We start from the raw sequence: 16773 nt of genomic DNA on the forward strand, positions 1-16773 counted from the left end.
GATTGAACAGCTCATCAAGCGGCTGGCGCGCCTGCCTGGCCTTGGGCCCCGTTCAGCCCGCAAAGCGGCCTTGGCTTTGCTGCAGGAACCTGAAAGCCGCCTTCGGCCCTTGGCCCAGGCGCTGGAGGAGGCGGTGCGCGCTGTGCGCGCCTGCCCGCAATGCGGCAACCTGGACACTGCGGTGCCTTGCACCATTTGCGCAGACCCCAACCGCGACAGGGGTGTTGTGTGCGTGGTGGAAAGCGTTGGCGACCTTTGGGCCTTGGAACGCTCTGGCACTTACAGGGGGTGCTACCAGGTTTTGGGGGGCGTCCTTTCGCCATTGAGTGGCAAAGGGCCAGAGGAACTGCACCTGTCTGGGCTCCAGGCGCGGCTTGAAGGGGGAGAGGTGCGTGAGGTCATCCTGGCGCTGGGCGCCACGGTGGATGGCGCCACGACCCGCCATTGGCTCCAGGGGCGGCTAGCGCCTTACGGCGTGCCCGTCAGCCGCATTGGGCACGGTATGCCCATGGGGGGAACGCTTGACGTTCTCGATGACGGCACCTTGGCGGCCGCCCTGGCCACCCGCCAAACAGTTGAGGTGCAGCCAGGCACCAACCAACCCTTTGAAATCAAGCCCCCCCGTCCAGTCCCTGGTGGCGCTGGCAACCCCCCCACCTGACAAGCAGCTGGGCTCATGGAACAGTTATTCAACGTGTTGCGCCTGCCCCCTACTGTGCCCCGTGTGGCCTTGGTTACAGGTGGCGCGCGCCGCATTGGCAGGGCCTTTGTGGCCATGCTGGCTGAGCAAGGGTGCGCTGTGGCCATCCATTGCCACAAAAGCACTCAGGCAGCTGATGAACTGGCCCATGAACTGCACCAACATGGCCACCAGGCCTGCGTTCTGCGCGCTGACCTGTCCTCTGAGGGGGAGACTGCAACGCTGATGGCCAAAGCGCACGCGGCATTGGGCGGTCCCGTTGGCATCCTTATCAACAATGCCAGCGTTTTCGAACGTGATGAATGGCACAGCGCCACCCGCCAAAGTTGGGACAGGCACCTTGAACCGAACCTGCGCGCACCCTTTGTGCTTTCCCAAGGTTTGGCTTCAGGTCTTGCCCAGGCGCCTGAAGGGCGGCGGTCTGGACTGGTCATCAATGTGCTTGACCAACGTGTCTGGAACCTGACGCCGCACTTCGTCAGCTACACAGTGGCCAAATCCGCTTTGTGGACGCTGACGCGCACCTTGGCCTTGGCTCTGGCCCCTTCAGTACGTGTCAACGCTGTGGGGCCAGGCCCCGTTCTGCCAGCGGCAGGCCAGGGGGAAGGGCATTTCAAGCGCATGTGCGATAACACCCCCCTGCGCCACGGGGCCAGTCCCCATGAAGTTGCGCAGGCAGCGCTTGCCCTGTGTTGTTTGCCGGGCGTCACGGGGCAGATGTTGGCTATCGATGGTGGGCAGCACCTCAATTGGGGCCCACCTGCCTAAGGAGATTTTGGATTAACGGGGTATAGGCGTAGCTTCCAGCACCGTGTTCTCAGGGATTGTGTTTTCAGGAAGGGCTTCTGGGCGGTAGCGTTCCAGCACAAGCGCCAAAGGCCCCCCAAGGTTTGAAAGCAGCGCGGTGTGCTCCAGAACCCACGGGTTTTCGCTGCAGCTCTGGAAGGGTTGGCACCGTTCCCCCAACTGCCGCCGGTTGAAGGGTGCGGCGGCAAGCCCAAAAGGCAGGAACGGGTTGGCCTGCAGTTGTTCAAGGGCCATGGGTGCAAGCTGGCTGGGCAGGAATAGGTTCCAGGCATCTGAACAATGCCGTGCGCCGCAGTGCAGCTGCACCATGCGCAAGGTGGCGTGGGCGCGCCAATTCTGCCCCGTGAGGCCCAGAAGGTGAAGGTGCCCTTCAAGCGCGGCAGGCAATTCTACCGCCCCCTGGAGCGGCTGGTACCTTATATGGGCAGCGGCCTGGTGCAGTTGTTGCAGCGCCTTGGTGGCGCTGGCGTGGCTGGCAAGGGCTTGGCGCAGCCTGCAGAGGCCCGTGCCCTTACTCCAGTGGGAAGCAAGGGATTCAGGGGTGCGTTCAGCTGTCGTCCTGGTCGTCCTTGGTGGGTTTGACTTCGATGTCGCTGCTGATGTCATCGTCAATGTCATCATCAATGATGTCATCTTCCTCGATGTCGACATCATCATCGTTTTCCACCCCGTTGCTGTGCTTGGTGGCGGCGGGGACATCGTCTTCAAGGTGCTTGGGGCGCTCAGGGGAGCGTTGTTCAGCCCCGCATTTGGGGCAGACGGGGGGAATGCGGTTGAGGTCGTAAAAACGCACGCCGCATTCAACGCATGTCCGTTTCAGCCCGAGTTCTTCATTGGCCATGGTGCAAACCTGTTCCTGTGAATGGCGGGTGATGAGTCATGGAAAGATAGCGCCCATGCCATTGTGGGGCGTGGCTGTCAATGCACAGCAAAGGCTAAATGGCCTTGGCCGGCGTTACCAACGTTGCGCTCAGCACGGCTGAAGGCAGCTGCCGCCAAGGCGCTGGGCGGTTGACACCCGCAAGCTGCTGCAGCCATCTAGGGAAACCATGAGTGAGCCCGCCCCCACCCCATCCGCCCGTACCCCCATTGCCCATCAAGCCAGCCCTGCCGCAGCGCCGCTGCGGGGCGCTGTGCGCGTACCTGGGGACAAATCCATCAGCCACCGCGCCATTATGATGGGGGCTTTGGCTGAAGGCACCACCACTATTGAAGGTCTTTTGGAAGGTGCTGACGTCATGGCCACCATCAGGGCCATGCGTCAGTTAGGCGCCACCGTCACCCAGGGGGATGGGCCAGGGATGTGGCGTGTCGTGGGGTGGGGCAGGCAAGGCCCCCAGGAACCGGCGGACGTGCTGGACATGGGCAATGCCGGCACAGGCGCGCGCCTGCTGGCTGGCCTGCTGGCCCCCTGGCCCCTGACCGCTTTCCTGACGGGTGACGGATCGTTGCGCAAACGCCCCATGAAGCGCGTCACAGCGCCGCTGGGGCGGATGGGGGTTGGTTTCGCCACCCGCGCTGGCGACAGGCTGCCCATGGCCATTCAAGGCACGGTTAAAGGCAGGCCCATCACCTACAGGCTTCCGGTAGCCTCAGCGCAAGTGAAATCGGCCCTTATGCTGGCTGGGTTGAACTGCCAGGGGGAAACAGTGGTCATTGAACCCTCCCCCACGCGCGACCATACTGAGAACATGCTGCGCCATTTTGGCGTGCCCGTCAGCGTGGAGGATACGGAGAGGGGCCGCACTATTCGCCTCACAGGGCCAGCCACGTTGCGGGCAGTCCACATCAATGTGCCTGGTGACCCGTCATCGGCTGCTTTCCCCCTTGTAGCGGCTTTGCTGGTGCCTGGTTCGGATGTGCGCATTGAGAATGTTGGCCTCAACCCGCTGCGCACAGGTTTGCTGACGACTTTGCGTGAAATGGGTGCGGACCTGCAGTTGGAGGATGTGCGTGATGGCGCTGGGGAAGCCATGGGCACCCTCCATGCGCGCCACAGCGCCTTGAAGGCTGTGGATGTGCCAGCAGAACGCGCGCCTAGCATGATTGACGAATACCCCATCCTGGCTATGGCGTGCGCCATGGCCGCTGGCACTTCCCGCTTGCGCGGTTTGGAGGAGTTACGCGTCAAGGAATCGGACCGCCTAGCGGCCACGCTCGCCCTTTTGCAAGGCAATGGCGTGAAGGCTTGGGTGGAAGGCGATGACCTGTTCATTGAAGGCTCTGGTGGTGACCCTGTGCCCGGTGGCGGGGTGGTCGCAACCCACATGGACCACCGCCTGGCCATGAGCGCTGTTGTCATGGGGTTGGCAAGCCAGAAGGGGCTGGAGGTGGACGACCTCTCTTTTGTGGACACCAGCTTCCCAGGATTTCTACAGTTGCTTGGCCAGCTTCAGCAAACCCCTGTGGGAGGGAAACCATGACGGGCCCTTCAAGCAAAGCTGGCAGGGCAGGCACAGCGTCTCCAGCCAAGCGCTTGGTCATTGCCGTTGATGGGCCAGCTGCAGCCGGCAAGGGCACGCTGGCCCAGGCCTTGGCGCAGTTCCTAGGGCTGCCTTACCTGGATACAGGTCTGTTCTACAGGGCAACGGCAAGGTTGGCGCTTGACGCAGGCGCCCCGTTGGAAGAGGCGGTGCGCTTTGCAGAGCAGCTTGAAGGCGCGGACCTGGTGCGCCCAGACCTGCGCACCCCTGATGTGGACCAGGCTGCCTCCTTTGTGGCGCGCCAACCCAAGGTGCGCGCAGCCCTGCTGCAACGCCAGCGTGATTTCGCCGCTGCCACGGGGGCTGTGCTGGATGGGCGTGACATTGGCACTGTGGTGTTGCCTGACGCTGACGTAAAGTTTTTCGTGACCGCCAGTCCAGAGGAACGGGCACGCCGCCGCTACAGGCAGCGCCATGGCTGCAACCCCCAGGAGACAGCAACCCTGGCAGCTGAGGTGGAGGCCATCAAGCAGCGCGACAGCCAGGATGAAAACCGCGCAACCGCCCCTTTGCGCCCTGCTGTTGATGCCCATCATATTATGACAGATGGGCTGGATGCTGCCGGGGTGCTGAAGGTGGTCGTGGCACACCTTGAAAAACGCGGCCTGCTGGACCCCACTTGACAGAAACCCCCTGGGGTGCTGTCACACTTGACGTGAAAACCATTTCACATGCCATGTTCTGGTCTGGTTGGGTGATTCGCCTTCAAAGCATTCATGCTGCAAGGGTCTGGTCCTTGGCTTTTTGGGACATGGTGGGTGAATGGTTTGATTTTTCCCACACTGACTAGCCACCCAAAGGTCGATTTTGGGCTGCTGGGAGCCGTCGCCAAGTCTGCCGTCCGTCAGGAACGGCCCTGTAGGCTGGGCTGCGCAAATCGGTGAAGTTCCATGGCCCTTCCTTGGGGAAGCGGCACAGGGCACTTCCTGGAAACAAGAATTACATGGCTTCTGCCACTGACAACATGACTGCGGGCGTTGAAGATTTTGCCGCCCTTCTTGATGAGACCCTGGGCGCTGCCGACACGGGTTTTGAAGGCTCTGTCGTTCGCGGCCGCGTTATCCGCCTTGCTGATGACCACGCCGTTGTGGACGTTGGCCTGAAAAGTGAAGGCCGCGTTCCCCTGCGGGAGTTCGGCCCAGCCGCCTCTGAGGTCAAGCCTGGCGACGTGCTTGAGCTTTACGTGGAACGCTATGAGGACCGTGACGGTTCCATCGTTCTTTCGCGTGAAAAAGCGCGCCGCGAGGAAGCCTGGACAGCGCTTGAGCGCGCCTTTGCCAACAACCAGCGCGTTAGCGGCAGCATTTATGGCCGCGTCAAGGGTGGCTTCACCGTTGACCTGGGCGGCGCCATGGCCTTCCTGCCAGGCAGCCAGGTTGACGTGCGCCCCGTGCGTGACGTGAGCGGCCTGATGGGCCAGCCGCAGCCGTTCCAGATCCTGAAAATGGACCGTGCGCGCGGCAACATCGTTGTCTCTCGCCGTGCCGTTCTTGAAGAGACTCGCGCCGAGCAGCGCTCTGAGCTTATTCAGGGCCTGAAGGAAGGCATGATCCTTGATGGCGTGGTCAAGAACATCACCGATTACGGTGCGTTCGTTGACCTGGGCGGCGTTGACGGGCTTCTGCACGTCACTGATATCGCTTGGAAGCGCATCAACCATCCTTCCGAAGCGCTGCAGATCGGCCAGCAAGTCCGCGTGCAGGTTATCCGCTTCAACCCGGAAACCCAGCGCATCTCCCTTGGCATGAAGCAGCTTGAGGCTGACCCCTGGGAGAACGTGGCCGTCAAATACCCTGTGCAGACCCGCTTCACGGGCCGCGTCACCAACATCACCGACTACGGCGCCTTTGTGGAGCTGGAGCCTGGCGTTGAAGGCCTGGTGCACGTCTCTGAAATGTCCTGGACCAAAAAGAACGTCCACCCTGGCAAAATCGTGGCCACTTCCCAGGAAGTTGAGGTCATGGTGTTGGATGTGGACAGCGCCAAGCGCCGCATCTCCCTGGGCTTGAAGCAGGTTCAGCGCAACCCGTGGGAGCAGTTCGCCGAAGAGACCGAGATTGGCTCCGTCATTGAAGGCGAGATCCGCAACATCACGGAATTCGGCCTGTTCATTGGTCTGTCCCCTGACATTGACGGCATGGTCCACATGTCTGACCTCTCTTGGGACGAGCCTGGTGAAGTGGCGATGTCGCACTATGAGAAGGGTCAGGTCGTCAAGGCCAAGATCCTCGACATCGATGCTGAGAAGGAGCGCATCTCCCTTGGCATCAAGCAGCTGGAGGAAGACCCCGCAGCAGATGTCCTGGCCCGTATCAACAAGGGTGACGTCGTTAACTGCGTTGTTTCCGCTGTGCAGAGCAACGGCATTGAAGTGAAGGTTGATGACGTCCTGACAGGCTTCATCCGCCGTGGCGAGCTGGCCCGCGACAAGGCAGAGCAACGTGCTGAGCGCTTCAATGTCGGCGACACTGTGGAAGCCAAGGTCATGGCTGTGGATCCGGGCGCGCGCAAGCTTTCCCTGACCATTCGCGGCCGTGAAATGGAAGAGGACAAGCAGGCCCTCAACGAGTACGGCTCCGCTTCCGACAGCGGCGCGTCACTGGGTGACATCCTGGGTGCGGCCATCCGCCGCCGCAACCCGGAATCCTGATCCAGTTTTCTGGAAGCCCCATAAGGGGCCCGGGTGGCCAATATGCCTCCCAGGCCTGGGCGGTTTCCTGAAGCAGGTCATGGAGCAGTCCAGCGCTCCGTTTTGAGCGGTGGCTGACAAGAGAAAAGCCCATCCCTTTTCAGGGATGGGCTTTTTCTTATGGCAGTAGCTTAGGCAGCCCCTGACCTAAGGTATCGCGTGCAGGGGCCAAGCTGTGGCTGACCCCCACCCCAGACCATCAGGGTGTGGGTTTGAAGCCTTTGGGCGCTGGCCCCAAAATAATGGTGGAGAGGTCCTCAGGCCTGATCCAGCGTGCGAAGGCTTTGCGCACCTTAATGGCCGTCATGCTGTAGACGGCTTTGGCGCCTTCGTCTGGCGCGTTCAGGGGCAGGCCAAGGTCAATCATGCTCAGCCAGCTTTCAGCTAGATCATCGAAGCTGGAACGGCCCATGGGCATGCCGCGCAGCAACGTGGCTTTGGCCAGGGCCAATGTGTCGGGGGAGACCAGCGTGGTGCGTAGCGTCTTGATGTCCTCCAGCGCCAGTTTGCGGGCTGGTTCCACCTTGTCCGGGTCAGCGCCGAAGCTCACGGAGAATGTGGTGCGGGTGCGGCTGTAGCCAATGGAGCTGCCAGCGCCATAGACATAGCCTGTGCGCACACGCAGGTCCTGCAGCAATTTGGAGGCGAACCCGCCCCCCAGGATCTCATTACCCACCGCCAGCGCGTGGCGGTCTGGGTTGCGAACGTCAAGGCCCAGGGTCTCTGGTAGTTTGACGTCTGCTTGCGAACGGCCAGGGTCACTGACGTCAGCTTGGGAAGGTTTGCTGAGGGGCACAGGTGGAAGGGTGGTCGCTGGCGTGGGGCCTTCGTTTTTCCAATCGCCAAAGGCGGCGCGTACCTGCTTAACGGCCTCGTCATTGGTGATGTCGCCCATCACCACAATGGTGGTGAGGTCAGGCCGGTAAGTGTGGTGGTAATACGCTTTCACGTCGTCAAGCTTCAGGCTTTTGATGCTCTCTGGCGTAGCTTGGCGCAGTGTTGGGTCATTGGCCGGAACAAGGGCTTTGCGCACGGCCCGCCCAAAACGGTAACCAGGTGATTCAAGAACGCCAGCCTGGGCACTGGCAGCCTGGGCCTGGATGATGCGGAAAGCCCCTTCAGGGAAGGCGGGGTGTAGCTCATGGTCAGCCAAAATGCCCAAGGCTTTGCTGAATACAGGCGTCAGCGTGCTGAGGCTGAAGGAAGACCCAGCGCTCTCATCTGCCGCCAGGTTGTCCAGGTCACGCGCCAACTTCAGCCTGTCACGGGTGGTGCTGCCGAACAGGAACATCTGGTCTGTGATGTCAGCAACGCCTTCCTGGCCTTTGGGTTGTTCAAGGGCAGCATTCTGGCGGATGGACCCGACTAGCTCCACAGTGTGGCTGACATGCTCAGGCATAACCAGCACCGTCAGCCCATTAGGCAGATGGGTCACTTGGGGCAATGGCATGGGTGGGGGCAGTGTCAGCTTGGCCAAAGGCGCTGATGCCCAGTCAGGAAGCGGCACAACCGATTTGGGGGCGGCGCCAAAGGATTCAGTGCCCCCAAAACCCTTGTCCGCCAACACCTTGCCCTTGTCGCTGGGGGTGAGGATGGCTGTAATGGCATGGGCCGGGTCTAAGAGGCGGCGTGCCAGTTGGTTGACCTCCTCAGGGGTCACCCGTTTGAAGGCGGCGATCATGTCAGCGGGGCTTTGCAGCTTTTCCACCGCCACGGCCTGTGCCCAACTGGAGGCCAGCCCGCTGATGGAGTTGGCGTCAAACTCCAACCCTGCGATTTCGCGCTTTCTGGCTGCTTCCACTAGTTCGGCTGGAACGCCGTGGCGCCAAGCATGGTCCATCAGGCCCTGCAGGGTTTTCACTAGAGGGGTTGGGTTAGCGCTTTTGGGGAAGCCGGCATAGGCAATGCCAATGCCCCCTTGGGCCTCAGGCTCATACATGAAGCCCGCTTCCAGCGCCTTGCCAGCGGGGACCAGGGCAAACAGCGCCCCACGCTGGCTGGAGAGGGCGTCAGACAGCAACGTGGCCGCCGCGTAATCTGGGCTGCGCTCGCCTGGCATACGCCAACCCACCGTCACCAGCCCCACAGGCAGATCTGTGTTCAGGTGAAGGGTCTGGGCCTTGGCGGCGCCAGGCTTGACATCATGGCGGGCTGGCAGTGGGCGCGCTGGAACGGCGCCCATGATGGCTTTGACCTCAGCTAGGGCTTTTTCAGGCTGAACGTCACCTGCGATCACCAAGACGGCATTGTTGGGGCTGTACCATTGCTCATAGAAATGGCGCAGAAGGGGGGCTGTTGTTGCGTCAAAGGATGGCCTGGTGCCCAGGGCGTCATGATCGTAAGGGGTGTTGGCGTAAAGCAGTGCCCGCAATTGGGAAAGGTAGCGGTAAACGGGGTTGGAGAGGTCGCGTGAGACCTCTTGCTCGATGGCGCCTTTTTCATGCGACCATTCAGCAGGGGTGATGTCCAGCCCCTCCATACGGGCAGCCTCGATGTGGAGGAGGATGTCCAGGTCATCTGCAGGCGCCGTGAAGTAATACTGCGTGGCGTCAGAGGTGGTGGAGGCGTTCTCGTCATTGCCGATCTCAGCGCCAATGGTAGCCAGTTGATCGCGCGTCAGCCCTTTGGAACCGTTGAACATCATGTGTTCAAGGGCATGGGCTGTGCCAGGAAAGCCTTTGGGGGCTTCTGAAGATCCCACGTCGTAGGTCAGCACAGTGCGCACGACAGGGGCCAAGGCGTCACGGATGATCACCACATGAAGCCCATTGGCCAGGGTGGCGCGCAGAGGGTGCAGTTCCGTGGGGGTGGCAGTGGTGGCTAGGGCTGGTGGGGCTGCCTGCGCTGGTGTGGTCAAACCCAGGGCCAGGCCATGGGCGGCGGCCAAGGCTGTGCCAGCCAGTAGCCACTGTGTCAGGCGGGTGTTCTTAAAAAAAGGCAAAAAGGGCAGACGCAAGGACATGAGCAGCACCATTCCAGTGAAGCGGGGCAGGAAGGCCCCAGGGACACTGGGCCATGGGCACCATAGCATCCAAGCCCCCATGCCCCAACCATGCCTGCCCAAAAGCTTTTTAGTGCAGGGTACTATGACGCAGCCTCCCCCTTGCGCTTAAAGTGGGCACGCTATGACTGTCGCAGGACCGCCCCCTGCAGACCATCTAAGGAGAGTCCTTTTGAACCCTTCCCCCAAACCACATCCGCTTGGCAACCTGTTGCGAACCCTTGACCTGGCAGTACTGAACAGGGTGTTCCAACCATGTGCCAACCATTTGCCAGTTGGACTGAGCAGCTGGGCGTTGGGCAACAGTTTGGTGTTGGGGTCAATCGTGTTTGAAGCGGCCGCTGTGGTAATGCCCATGGTGCTTTATGGCGCTACCTGGGGGGAAAGCCTGAGCAACTGCCTGCTTCTGTTGAGTGCCGTGTTGGTGTACGTGGCTTTTCAACGCTTGGGGGCCTTGGTGCGGCCTGGCATGGCCAATCCGCTTCAATTCATGCTGTGGGGGCTGCGTGTCTGTTTTGGGTTGATCAGCTTGGGCAACATGGTGGCCCTGCTGTGGCACCCGCCCTCGCCCAGCATGTGGGTTTGGGATTGGCTTTACGAAATTTCACTGATGGTGTTTGTGGCGGGGATCTATTTCATGTCCTGCCAACCCCGCTCCCCCAGCCAGCGCAAGGCACCCCAGGGGCGGTTCAAGGCGCAACCTTCCCAAACAGGCCTGTGAGTGAGGGATCGCTCACCAAGCGCGGTTGGGGCCAGTTGGCTTGCGTGGGCAGCCCTCACGCTGGCTGGGGCGTTCTCTGCCCTCCCCCAAGTGGGCCAAGCTTCAACTGCAGGCGCGCTTGGCACAACCGCCACATGGGCTGAGGACTGGTTTGCTCATAACGCCATGATGGTCATGATGGGTGCAGCAGGGAACATTGGCGCCACAGTGGCCAGCCCCAAAGACCAGCCATGGCTGTTCAAGCTGGTGCCCACCCTGGAACGCGCTAAGCGCCTTCACACAGGTGCGCTTGATGTGGAGGCACTGGTCCATGCTGGCATTAAGGTGGCCATCCTGCCCAAGGCTGACCGTGCCCAGCAAGCCCAGCTGGCCATGGCGGGCATCAAGGCGTCCGTGTTGGGGTTTGATGATTTTGACGGGCTGCAGAAATGTGTTTGGCGAACCGCTACCCTGGTGGGGACCACTCTGGCGCGCCAGCGTGCGCAAGCTTACCAGCAAGCGTTGCAGGCCAGCTTGAAAAGGCCCATGCCCCCGGCTGGTGCAGGCCAGCGCAAGCCACGCTTGCTGCATATCGCTTCCCTGCGCCCTTTGCGGGTAGATGGCTGCGGCACCATCTTGGCCCAATGGACGCAGGCTGCAGGCGCCACCACGGCTGCTCAAGGCGTTTGTGGTAACCGGCAATCAGTGACCCCTGAGCAGGTCCTGGCCTGGGCGCCAGACATCATTATCCTGGCTGCCAATGCGGGCCCTGAAGAATGGTTGGCGCAGGATCCTGTGCTGTCACGGTTGGCAGCTGTGCGACATGGTCATGTTTGGCGCAATCCAGCTGGGCTGTTCCTGTGGGACCGTTATGGGCCAGAATTGTTGTTGCAGCTTTCCTGGGCCAGGATGGTGGTTGAGGCTGAAACGCACCCTATACCTGGTGAAGCCCGTGAAGCGGCCCATGAAAAGGTCGCCCAGGCTATGATGGTTGAAACCAGGGCTTTTTACAGCCGTTTTTATGGTATTGCCCTCAGTAAGGGGGAGGCGTGGCGCATAGTTCACGCGCAGCCACCCCAACCTTGAGAAGGTGCTTTGCCTGGCCCTTGAGCCACGCCATTCATCGCCACCCAATTTAAAGAGGATGAAAAACCATGCAGGAATACTGCCTCTGTGACGCTGAATCAGCCTATGCCCTGAACAAGCAAGTTAACCAGTATCTTTCAGAAGGCTGGCAGGTTGGGGGTTCTTTCTACGTTTACGCTGTCGCCAGTGGCGATGCGCGCTATTGCCAGTCTGTGGTGCGGACCAAACCAGATGCCGTTCCAACAACGGAAAAACCCACCCCCAAAGATAACAACACGGCCAAGGCCACCTGAGGTCATGACCCTGAACGCACAGAACCTCCCCAGCTTGTGACTGGGAAGGTTCTGCGGACATCAACGCGCTGATGAAAACGGGTGCTCCGTTTAGCGGGGAGCCAGGATCATGATCATCTGGCGGTTTTCCATGCGGGGCATCTGCTCAGCCTTGGCCAGGGCATCCACTGATTCGCGGATGCGCTCAAGCATTTTCAAGCCAAGGTCCTGGTGGGCCATCTCACGCCCCTTGAAGCGCAGGGAAACTTTGACCTTGTCCCCCCCTTCAAGGAATTTCTGCACAGCATTGAGCTTGGTGTTGAAGTCATGCTCGCCCGTGCCAGGGCGGACTTTGACTTCCTTGATCTCAATAACCTTCTGTTTTTTGCGGGCCTCGTTACGTTTTTTCTGCTGTTCATATTTGAACTTGCCGTAATCAAGGATTTTGGCCACTGGCGGCTCAGCCGTGGGGCTGATCTCCAGCAGGTCCAGTCCAGCCGCAAAAGCGCGTTGCAGTGCATCCCGCGTGGACATGATGCCAATCATTTCACCATCAGCATCGATGACTCGAACCTGGGGAACGCGGATTTCATCGTTAACACGAGGCCCGCCACGGGTAGGGGCGCTCTGAAAGGGCGGTCTGGCTATGGTCGACTCCTGTCGCTGTGTGGCCTGTGTGCCAGGGCTACTGGGCAAGGCCGTGAAAGGCCAAGCGTGCCTATCAACCCCTTGGCAGCACTTTGAATCTTTACGGCCAACACATAGCCACAGCCACCACCAGGTGCAAGGGATTGTTGGGGAAAGCAGGGCAGCATGAAATGCAGGGACAAAAAAGGCCCCTGTTTTCTGCCAGGGACCATGAGTGAAACGGGCACTGCATTATGAAATTTTGCAAAGCCCATCTGTGGGAGCCTGGTTTTACCACGCTTCCAAACGGGAAAACCTGCTCTCCATAAGCTTTCAGCCAGCCATGTGCGCAGCCACAGTGGCGTTTTCCTGCTGGCGCAGCTTGTCAGGGGGGGTAGCTTCAGCACGCAGGCGCTTTATAGCTTCAGAAAGGGGCAGAACCTCCTGCGCTTTGCCGCCAAGGCGGCGCATGGCCACAGTGCCTTCTTCAGCCTCCCGCCGGCCCACTACTAGGATGACAGGCACGCGCGCTAAGCTGTGCTCGCGCACCTTGGCATTGATCTTCTCATTGCGGGTGTCTGTTTCCACAGCCAACCCAGCAGCGCGCAGCTGCCTGGCCACGTCTTCCGCCCAGGGGGCAGCGTCCGTCACGATGCTGGCCACAACTACCTGGACAGGTGCCAGCCAAAGCGGGAAGCGACCAGCGAATTGCTCAATGAGAATGCCGAGGAAGCGCTCAAAACTGCCAAGAATCGCACGGTGCAGCATGACGGGGCGGTGACGTTGGCTGTCTTCGCCAATATAGGTGGCGTCCAGCCGTTCAGGCAGAACGAAATCCACCTGCAGGGTGCCGCACTGCCAATCACGGCCGATGGCGTCTGTCAGGACGAATTCCAGTTTAGGACCATAGAAAGCGCCTTCCCCTGGGTTAAGCTCCCAAGCCACACCTGCGGTTTCACAGGCCTTCTTAAGCGCTTGCTCAGCTTTGTCCCAGATTTCGTCTGTGCCGGCGCGGCTTTCAGGGCGGTCTGAGAACTTGACCTTAAAAGCCTCAAAGCCGAGGTCGCGGTAGACCTCCTCCAGCATCTCCACAAAGGCCACGGTTTCACTGGCGATTTGGTCTTCAGTGCAGAAAATGTGGGCGTCATCTTGCGTGAAGCCGCGCACGCGCATCAAACCATGGAGCGCGCCTGAAGGCTCATAGCGGTGGCAGGCGCCGAACTCAGCCATGCGCAAAGGCAGTTCCCTGTAGGAACGCAGCCCGTGGCGGAAAATCTGGATATGGCATGGGCAGTTCATCGGCTTGAGGGCAAGGGTCTTGTCCTCATCCTCCACCTTAGCGATGAACATGTTCTCACGGTACTTGTCCCAGTGGCCTGAAGCCTCCCACAAGGCACGGTCAACCAATTGTGGGGTGCGCACTTCCTGGTAATCATGGCGGCCTTGGGCACGGCGCATGTAATCCTGCAGGGCGTTGTAAAGGCGCCAGCCTTTAGCATGCCAGAAAATCTGCCCCACGGCCTCTTCCTGGATGTGGAACAGGTCCATTTCCCGGCCAATGCGGCGGTGGTCGCGCTTTTCAGCCTCCTCCAGCTGGGTGAGATGGGCGGCAAGTTCCTTTTTGTCGCGCCATGCGGTGCCATAGATGCGCGTCAGCATGGGGTTGCGGTGGTCACCACGCCAATAGGCGCCAGCAACGCGCATCAGCTTAAAGGCCGTGCCCACATCCTCTGTTGTGCGCAGGTGCGGGCCCCGGCAGAGGTCAAGCCACTCGCCCTGGCGGTAGATGGAGATCTCCTCATCGCCCGGCAGGTCACGGATGAGCTCAGCCTTGAAGCGCTCGCCTTTGTTTTCGAAGAACTTGATAGCCTCGTCACGCGGCCATGTTTCGCGTTTGAAGGGCGCTTTGGATGCGACGATTTCGCGCATCTTGTTTTCAATGGCGGGGAAATCCTCTGGCGTGAAGGGGACCTCACGGGAGAAATCGTAATAGAAGCCATCCTTGATGGCCGGCCCGATGGTGACCTGCGTTTCAGGCCACAAAGCTTGCACGGCCTCTGCCAGAACATGGGCTGCATCATGGCGGATGAGCTCCAGCGCTTCCTCATCTTTGCGGGTGACGAACCGCACTGCGGCGTCTTGGCTGATGGGGGTGGCCATGTCCACAAGCTTGCCGTCCACTTCCATGGCTAGGGCGGCGCGCAGCAGGCCGGGGCCTATGGCCTCGGCGATGGTAGTGCCCGTCACCGTCTCGCCGAACGTGCGGGTCTGGCCGTCGGGGAAGGTGATGACTGGCATGGGTTGCTCCCGGTAAGAATTGAATGGCGCTGCGCTGGGGCTGTCGTTCCTGGCCCCGTGGCGCGGCTTTAAGGTTGTGGTCATGGAATGTGTGCCCTGCTGCCTGCTTGAAACCTAGCCAGAGCATGGGCGGGGCCCTAAATGCCGCCATGATGTCCAGTTTGGCAAGAGGGGCCATAGGATGGGTCAATTTGTTAATTTAATGTGTCCTGGCTACCTCAGCAAGCAGGGCCTTGAAAGCAGCCAGGACGGTTTCAGGGGCAAGCTGTGCAGCTTGGCGGCTGGACAGCACCCGTGAATGCCCAGGGGTGGGGGCCAAGGGCGCTGTGCGGCGCGGGTCACTTTCAGCAAAAAAAAGGGTTAGGCTTGGCACATCCAAAGCCGCCCCTAGGTGCATGGTGCCTGTGTCATTACCCACCACGCCATGGGCCTTATGCAGAAGCAGGGCTAGGGCTGCCAAGTCCGTGCGGCCGCTGCAGTCCACCAAATATTTAGGAGACGCCCCCCTTTTTATAGCCTGGGTGGTAATGGCGCGCACTAAGGTGCGCTCCTGGTCTGTGCCTGCCAGGGCCACATGCCAGCCTGCTTGGGCCAGTTGAGCAGTCACGTGCGCAAAGCAACCAGCTGGCCAGCGCTTGCCAAGGCGCCCAGCGGAGCCCCCTGGCACCAGAACAACAAAAGGGCGCTTTGCCAAAGCGTGAATGAAGGACCGCATGGGTTCGGCCACGCTTTGGAACAGCCAAAGGGGCTGCGTGGGCGCCACAGGCAGCACACCTAAGCAACGCAAATGGGATTTCTGGCGTTCAGAAGTGTGCAGTCGCCCATGGTGGTGGAGCCGTTCAGCGCAAGGCCATTCAAGCGCTTTAAGCCCGCGCGCCTGACGCCAGAAGCCATCCAAGCGCCGGTAAAGGCGTGTCCGCCCGCTTTGCTGGGCATCCACCACCAGGCAATGCTGGTTGAAAAGCCCCGTCAGGTGGCGCGCTTGTCGCCACAGCCGCCATGGCGGTATTCCCCACAAAGGCAGGCGCCTGTCTTCAGCCACGGCGTCAAACCAGGGCGCCAAGCGCATGGAGGGTGCAAAGGCAGGTTCCGTCAGCAACGTGATCCATGCTTGGGGGCAGGCCCCCCGCAAAGCTGCGAAGAAACCAAACGCCTGCACAATATCCCCCAAAGCGCCATGGCGGATGACTAGGATGCGCTGTGGCACGCGCCCTGTTTGCCCTGGTTGCAAAAGGGCTCCCGCCAAAGGGCGTTCAGTCAGCCTTGGGGGCAGGGGGCTGGCCTGTTGAAGCGTCATTGGCCACAATGACCTTGGCTGGTTTAAGCAAGCGCCCGTTGAGCATCCAAGCTGGGGTCCATGCCTGCACCACATGGCCAGGGGCATGTTGGTCTGAGGGGACCTCCTGCATGGCTTCATGGATGGCTGGGTCGAAAGGCTGGCCTTCAGCCTCAATCCGGGTGATGCCGTGGCGCTTGAGGATGTTCAGCAAAGCACGCTCAGTTGATTCAAACCCTTCACGCAGCTTGCCAATGGCGGGATCTTCGCCTTCATGGGCAGGGGGAATGTGGGCCAGGCCAAGCTGCAGGGAATGGGCAACCTCCACAATGTCGCCAGCGAATTTCTGCAAAGCGAACTGGCGTGCGTCTGAAACCTCACGTGCTGCGCGGTTGCGCACATTCTGCATTTCCGCCTCAGAACGCATCCAACGGTCCTTCAGGCTGGCCACTTCTGCCTCCAGCGCCTGCAGGCGGTCGCCACCGTCCTCAGCTTTGCCTGCCGCTTCGCCTTCAGCAGCGTTCTGCGCCTCCTGGGCGGCCTGCGCCGCAGCCATGGCAGCTTGGGTGGCCTGCTCTTCCTGGCTGGAGGGGTGTTCGTGGTGATGGTCGTGATGGTGTTTGCTCATGGTCTCATCCCGTTGGTGGTTGGGGGAGGGCTGGGGCGCCTGCCTGCCGCTTGGCGCCTGGCGGGCGGCTTTGCGGTTGGCGCGGCGTTTCCAGAGATTGCTCAGCATGAAATGCACATGGGGATTGTTCCTTTGAAAGCAAGGGGGGCGCCACGGCCAGACTGGCCTTGCCGCGCACCCAGGCCCCTGGGGTCAGGCTGGCTTGG

The 16773-nt window shown here is 60.8% G+C and carries 14 protein-coding genes and 1 pseudogene; 8 read left to right on the forward strand and 7 right to left on the reverse strand.

All coding sequences use genetic code 11. The annotated features are described in order from the left end of the window. Nucleotide 1 precedes the first annotated feature (1 nt). Together recR and E3E12_RS05015 are read left to right on the forward strand one after the other, a co-directional pair. A pseudogene (recR, locus tag E3E12_RS05010) lies at nt 2-571 on the forward strand (recombination mediator RecR); the annotation flags it as partial. Nucleotides 572-676: 105 nt separating this feature from the next. Further along, nucleotides 677-1468, forward strand: a complete 792-nt coding sequence (locus E3E12_RS05015) for an SDR family oxidoreductase (protein ID WP_141443346.1) — start codon at nt 677-679, stop codon at nt 1466-1468. 12 nt (nt 1469-1480) lie between these two features. Here the strand turns inward: E3E12_RS05015 and E3E12_RS08880 are convergent, their stop codons facing one another. Further along, nucleotides 1481-2128, reverse strand: a complete 648-nt coding sequence (locus E3E12_RS08880; protein ID WP_168194394.1) for a hypothetical protein — start codon at nt 2126-2128, stop codon at nt 1481-1483. Next, nucleotides 2055-2348 (reverse strand): FYDLN acid domain-containing protein, encoded by a 294-nt coding sequence (locus E3E12_RS05025; protein ID WP_141443348.1) that lies wholly within the window; start codon nt 2346-2348, stop codon nt 2055-2057. The genes E3E12_RS08880 and E3E12_RS05025 overlap by 74 nt, the downstream gene beginning before the upstream one ends. Before the next feature lie 208 nt (nt 2349-2556). Here E3E12_RS05025 and aroA point away from each other — a divergent pair, with 208 nt between their 5' ends. The 3 genes from aroA (at nt 2557) to rpsA (ending at nt 6640) form a co-directional block, all read left to right on the forward strand. Then, nucleotides 2557-3930, forward strand: a complete 1374-nt coding sequence (gene aroA / locus E3E12_RS05030; RefSeq protein ID WP_141443349.1) for a 3-phosphoshikimate 1-carboxyvinyltransferase — start codon at nt 2557-2559, stop codon at nt 3928-3930. After that, nucleotides 3927-4613, forward strand: coding sequence for a (d)CMP kinase (gene cmk, locus E3E12_RS05035; protein WP_141443350.1), 687 nt, complete (start codon nt 3927-3929; stop codon nt 4611-4613). Before aroA ends, cmk begins: the two co-directional genes overlap by 4 nt. A gap of 320 nt (nt 4614-4933) precedes the next feature. Then, nucleotides 4934-6640: a 30S ribosomal protein S1 gene (gene rpsA, locus E3E12_RS05040; RefSeq protein WP_141443351.1), complete on the forward strand. Its 1707-nt coding sequence runs from the start codon at nt 4934-4936 to the stop codon at nt 6638-6640. A gap of 238 nt (nt 6641-6878) precedes the next feature. On the opposite strand, the gene E3E12_RS05045 is transcribed toward rpsA, so the two are convergent. Beyond that, nucleotides 6879-9641, reverse strand: coding sequence for a M16 family metallopeptidase (locus tag E3E12_RS05045; RefSeq protein WP_141443352.1), 2763 nt, complete (start codon nt 9639-9641; stop codon nt 6879-6881). Nucleotides 9642-9852: 211 nt separating this feature from the next. Here E3E12_RS05045 and E3E12_RS05050 point away from each other — a divergent pair, with 211 nt between their 5' ends. The 3 genes from E3E12_RS05050 (at nt 9853) to E3E12_RS05060 (ending at nt 11759) form a co-directional block, all read left to right on the forward strand. Further along, nucleotides 9853-10401 carry a hypothetical protein gene (locus E3E12_RS05050; protein ID WP_141443353.1) on the forward strand — a complete coding sequence of 183 codons (549 nt, stop codon included), beginning with the start codon at nt 9853-9855 and terminating at the stop codon, nt 10399-10401. Then, nucleotides 10402-11466 carry an ABC transporter substrate-binding protein gene (locus tag E3E12_RS05055; RefSeq protein ID WP_240810438.1) on the forward strand — a complete coding sequence of 355 codons (1065 nt, stop codon included), beginning with the start codon at nt 10402-10404 and terminating at the stop codon, nt 11464-11466. Nucleotides 11467-11534: 68 nt separating this feature from the next. Continuing rightward, the gene (locus E3E12_RS05060; protein ID WP_141443354.1) at nt 11535-11759 is read left to right on the forward strand and encodes a DUF1737 domain-containing protein; all 225 of its coding nucleotides are present in this window, start codon (nt 11535-11537) and stop codon (nt 11757-11759) included. Between the two features lie 90 nt (nt 11760-11849). Here E3E12_RS05060 and infC read toward each other — a convergent pair whose 3' ends face one another. The 4 genes from infC to E3E12_RS05080 all read right to left on the reverse strand — a co-directional run bounded on the left by infC (nt 11850) and on the right by E3E12_RS05080 (nt 16495). Further along, on the reverse strand, nt 11850-12386 hold the full coding sequence (infC, locus tag E3E12_RS05065) for a translation initiation factor IF-3 (RefSeq protein WP_141444097.1): 537 nt from the start codon (nt 12384-12386) through the stop codon (nt 11850-11852). 312 nt (nt 12387-12698) lie between these two features. After that, nucleotides 12699-14663, reverse strand: coding sequence for a threonine--tRNA ligase (gene thrS / locus E3E12_RS05070; protein ID WP_141443355.1), 1965 nt, complete (start codon nt 14661-14663; stop codon nt 12699-12701). Between the two features lie 199 nt (nt 14664-14862). Further along, a complete protein-coding gene (locus E3E12_RS05075) occupies nt 14863-15870 on the reverse strand; it encodes a glycosyltransferase family 9 protein (RefSeq protein ID WP_168194396.1) in 1008 nt (335 codons plus the stop codon). A gap of 46 nt (nt 15871-15916) precedes the next feature. After that, nucleotides 15917-16495, reverse strand: coding sequence for a nucleotide exchange factor GrpE (locus E3E12_RS05080; RefSeq protein ID WP_141444098.1), 579 nt, complete (start codon nt 16493-16495; stop codon nt 15917-15919). Between the last annotated feature and the right edge of the window lie 278 nt (nt 16496-16773).

Source organism: Formicincola oecophyllae (assembly GCF_006542395.2).
Taxonomy (GTDB): Bacteria; Pseudomonadota; Alphaproteobacteria; order Acetobacterales; family Acetobacteraceae; genus Formicincola; species Formicincola oecophyllae.

Bases quoted from the DNA above. Each gene is read 5' to 3' on its own strand.
- E3E12_RS05015 (WP_141443346.1), top strand. From the start codon at position 677: ATGGAACAGTTATTCAACGTGTTGCGCCTGCCCCCTACTGTGCCCCGT.
- E3E12_RS08880 (WP_168194394.1), bottom strand. From the start codon at position 2,128: ATGATGACATTGACGATGACATCAGCAGCGACATCGAAGTCAAACCCA.
- E3E12_RS05025 (WP_141443348.1), bottom strand. From the start codon at position 2,348: ATGGCCAATGAAGAACTCGGGCTGAAACGGACATGCGTTGAATGCGGC.
- aroA (WP_141443349.1), top strand. From the start codon at position 2,557: ATGAGTGAGCCCGCCCCCACCCCATCCGCCCGTACCCCCATTGCCCAT.
- cmk (WP_141443350.1), top strand. From the start codon at position 3,927: ATGACGGGCCCTTCAAGCAAAGCTGGCAGGGCAGGCACAGCGTCTCCA.
- rpsA (WP_141443351.1), top strand. From the start codon at position 4,934: ATGGCTTCTGCCACTGACAACATGACTGCGGGCGTTGAAGATTTTGCC.
- E3E12_RS05045 (WP_141443352.1), bottom strand. From the start codon at position 9,641: ATGTCCTTGCGTCTGCCCTTTTTGCCTTTTTTTAAGAACACCCGCCTG.
- E3E12_RS05060 (WP_141443354.1), top strand. From the start codon at position 11,535: ATGCAGGAATACTGCCTCTGTGACGCTGAATCAGCCTATGCCCTGAAC.
- thrS (WP_141443355.1), bottom strand. From the start codon at position 14,663: ATGCCAGTCATCACCTTCCCCGACGGCCAGACCCGCACGTTCGGCGAG.
- E3E12_RS05080 (WP_141444098.1), bottom strand. From the start codon at position 16,495: ATGGCTGCGGCGCAGGCCGCCCAGGAGGCGCAGAACGCTGCTGAAGGC.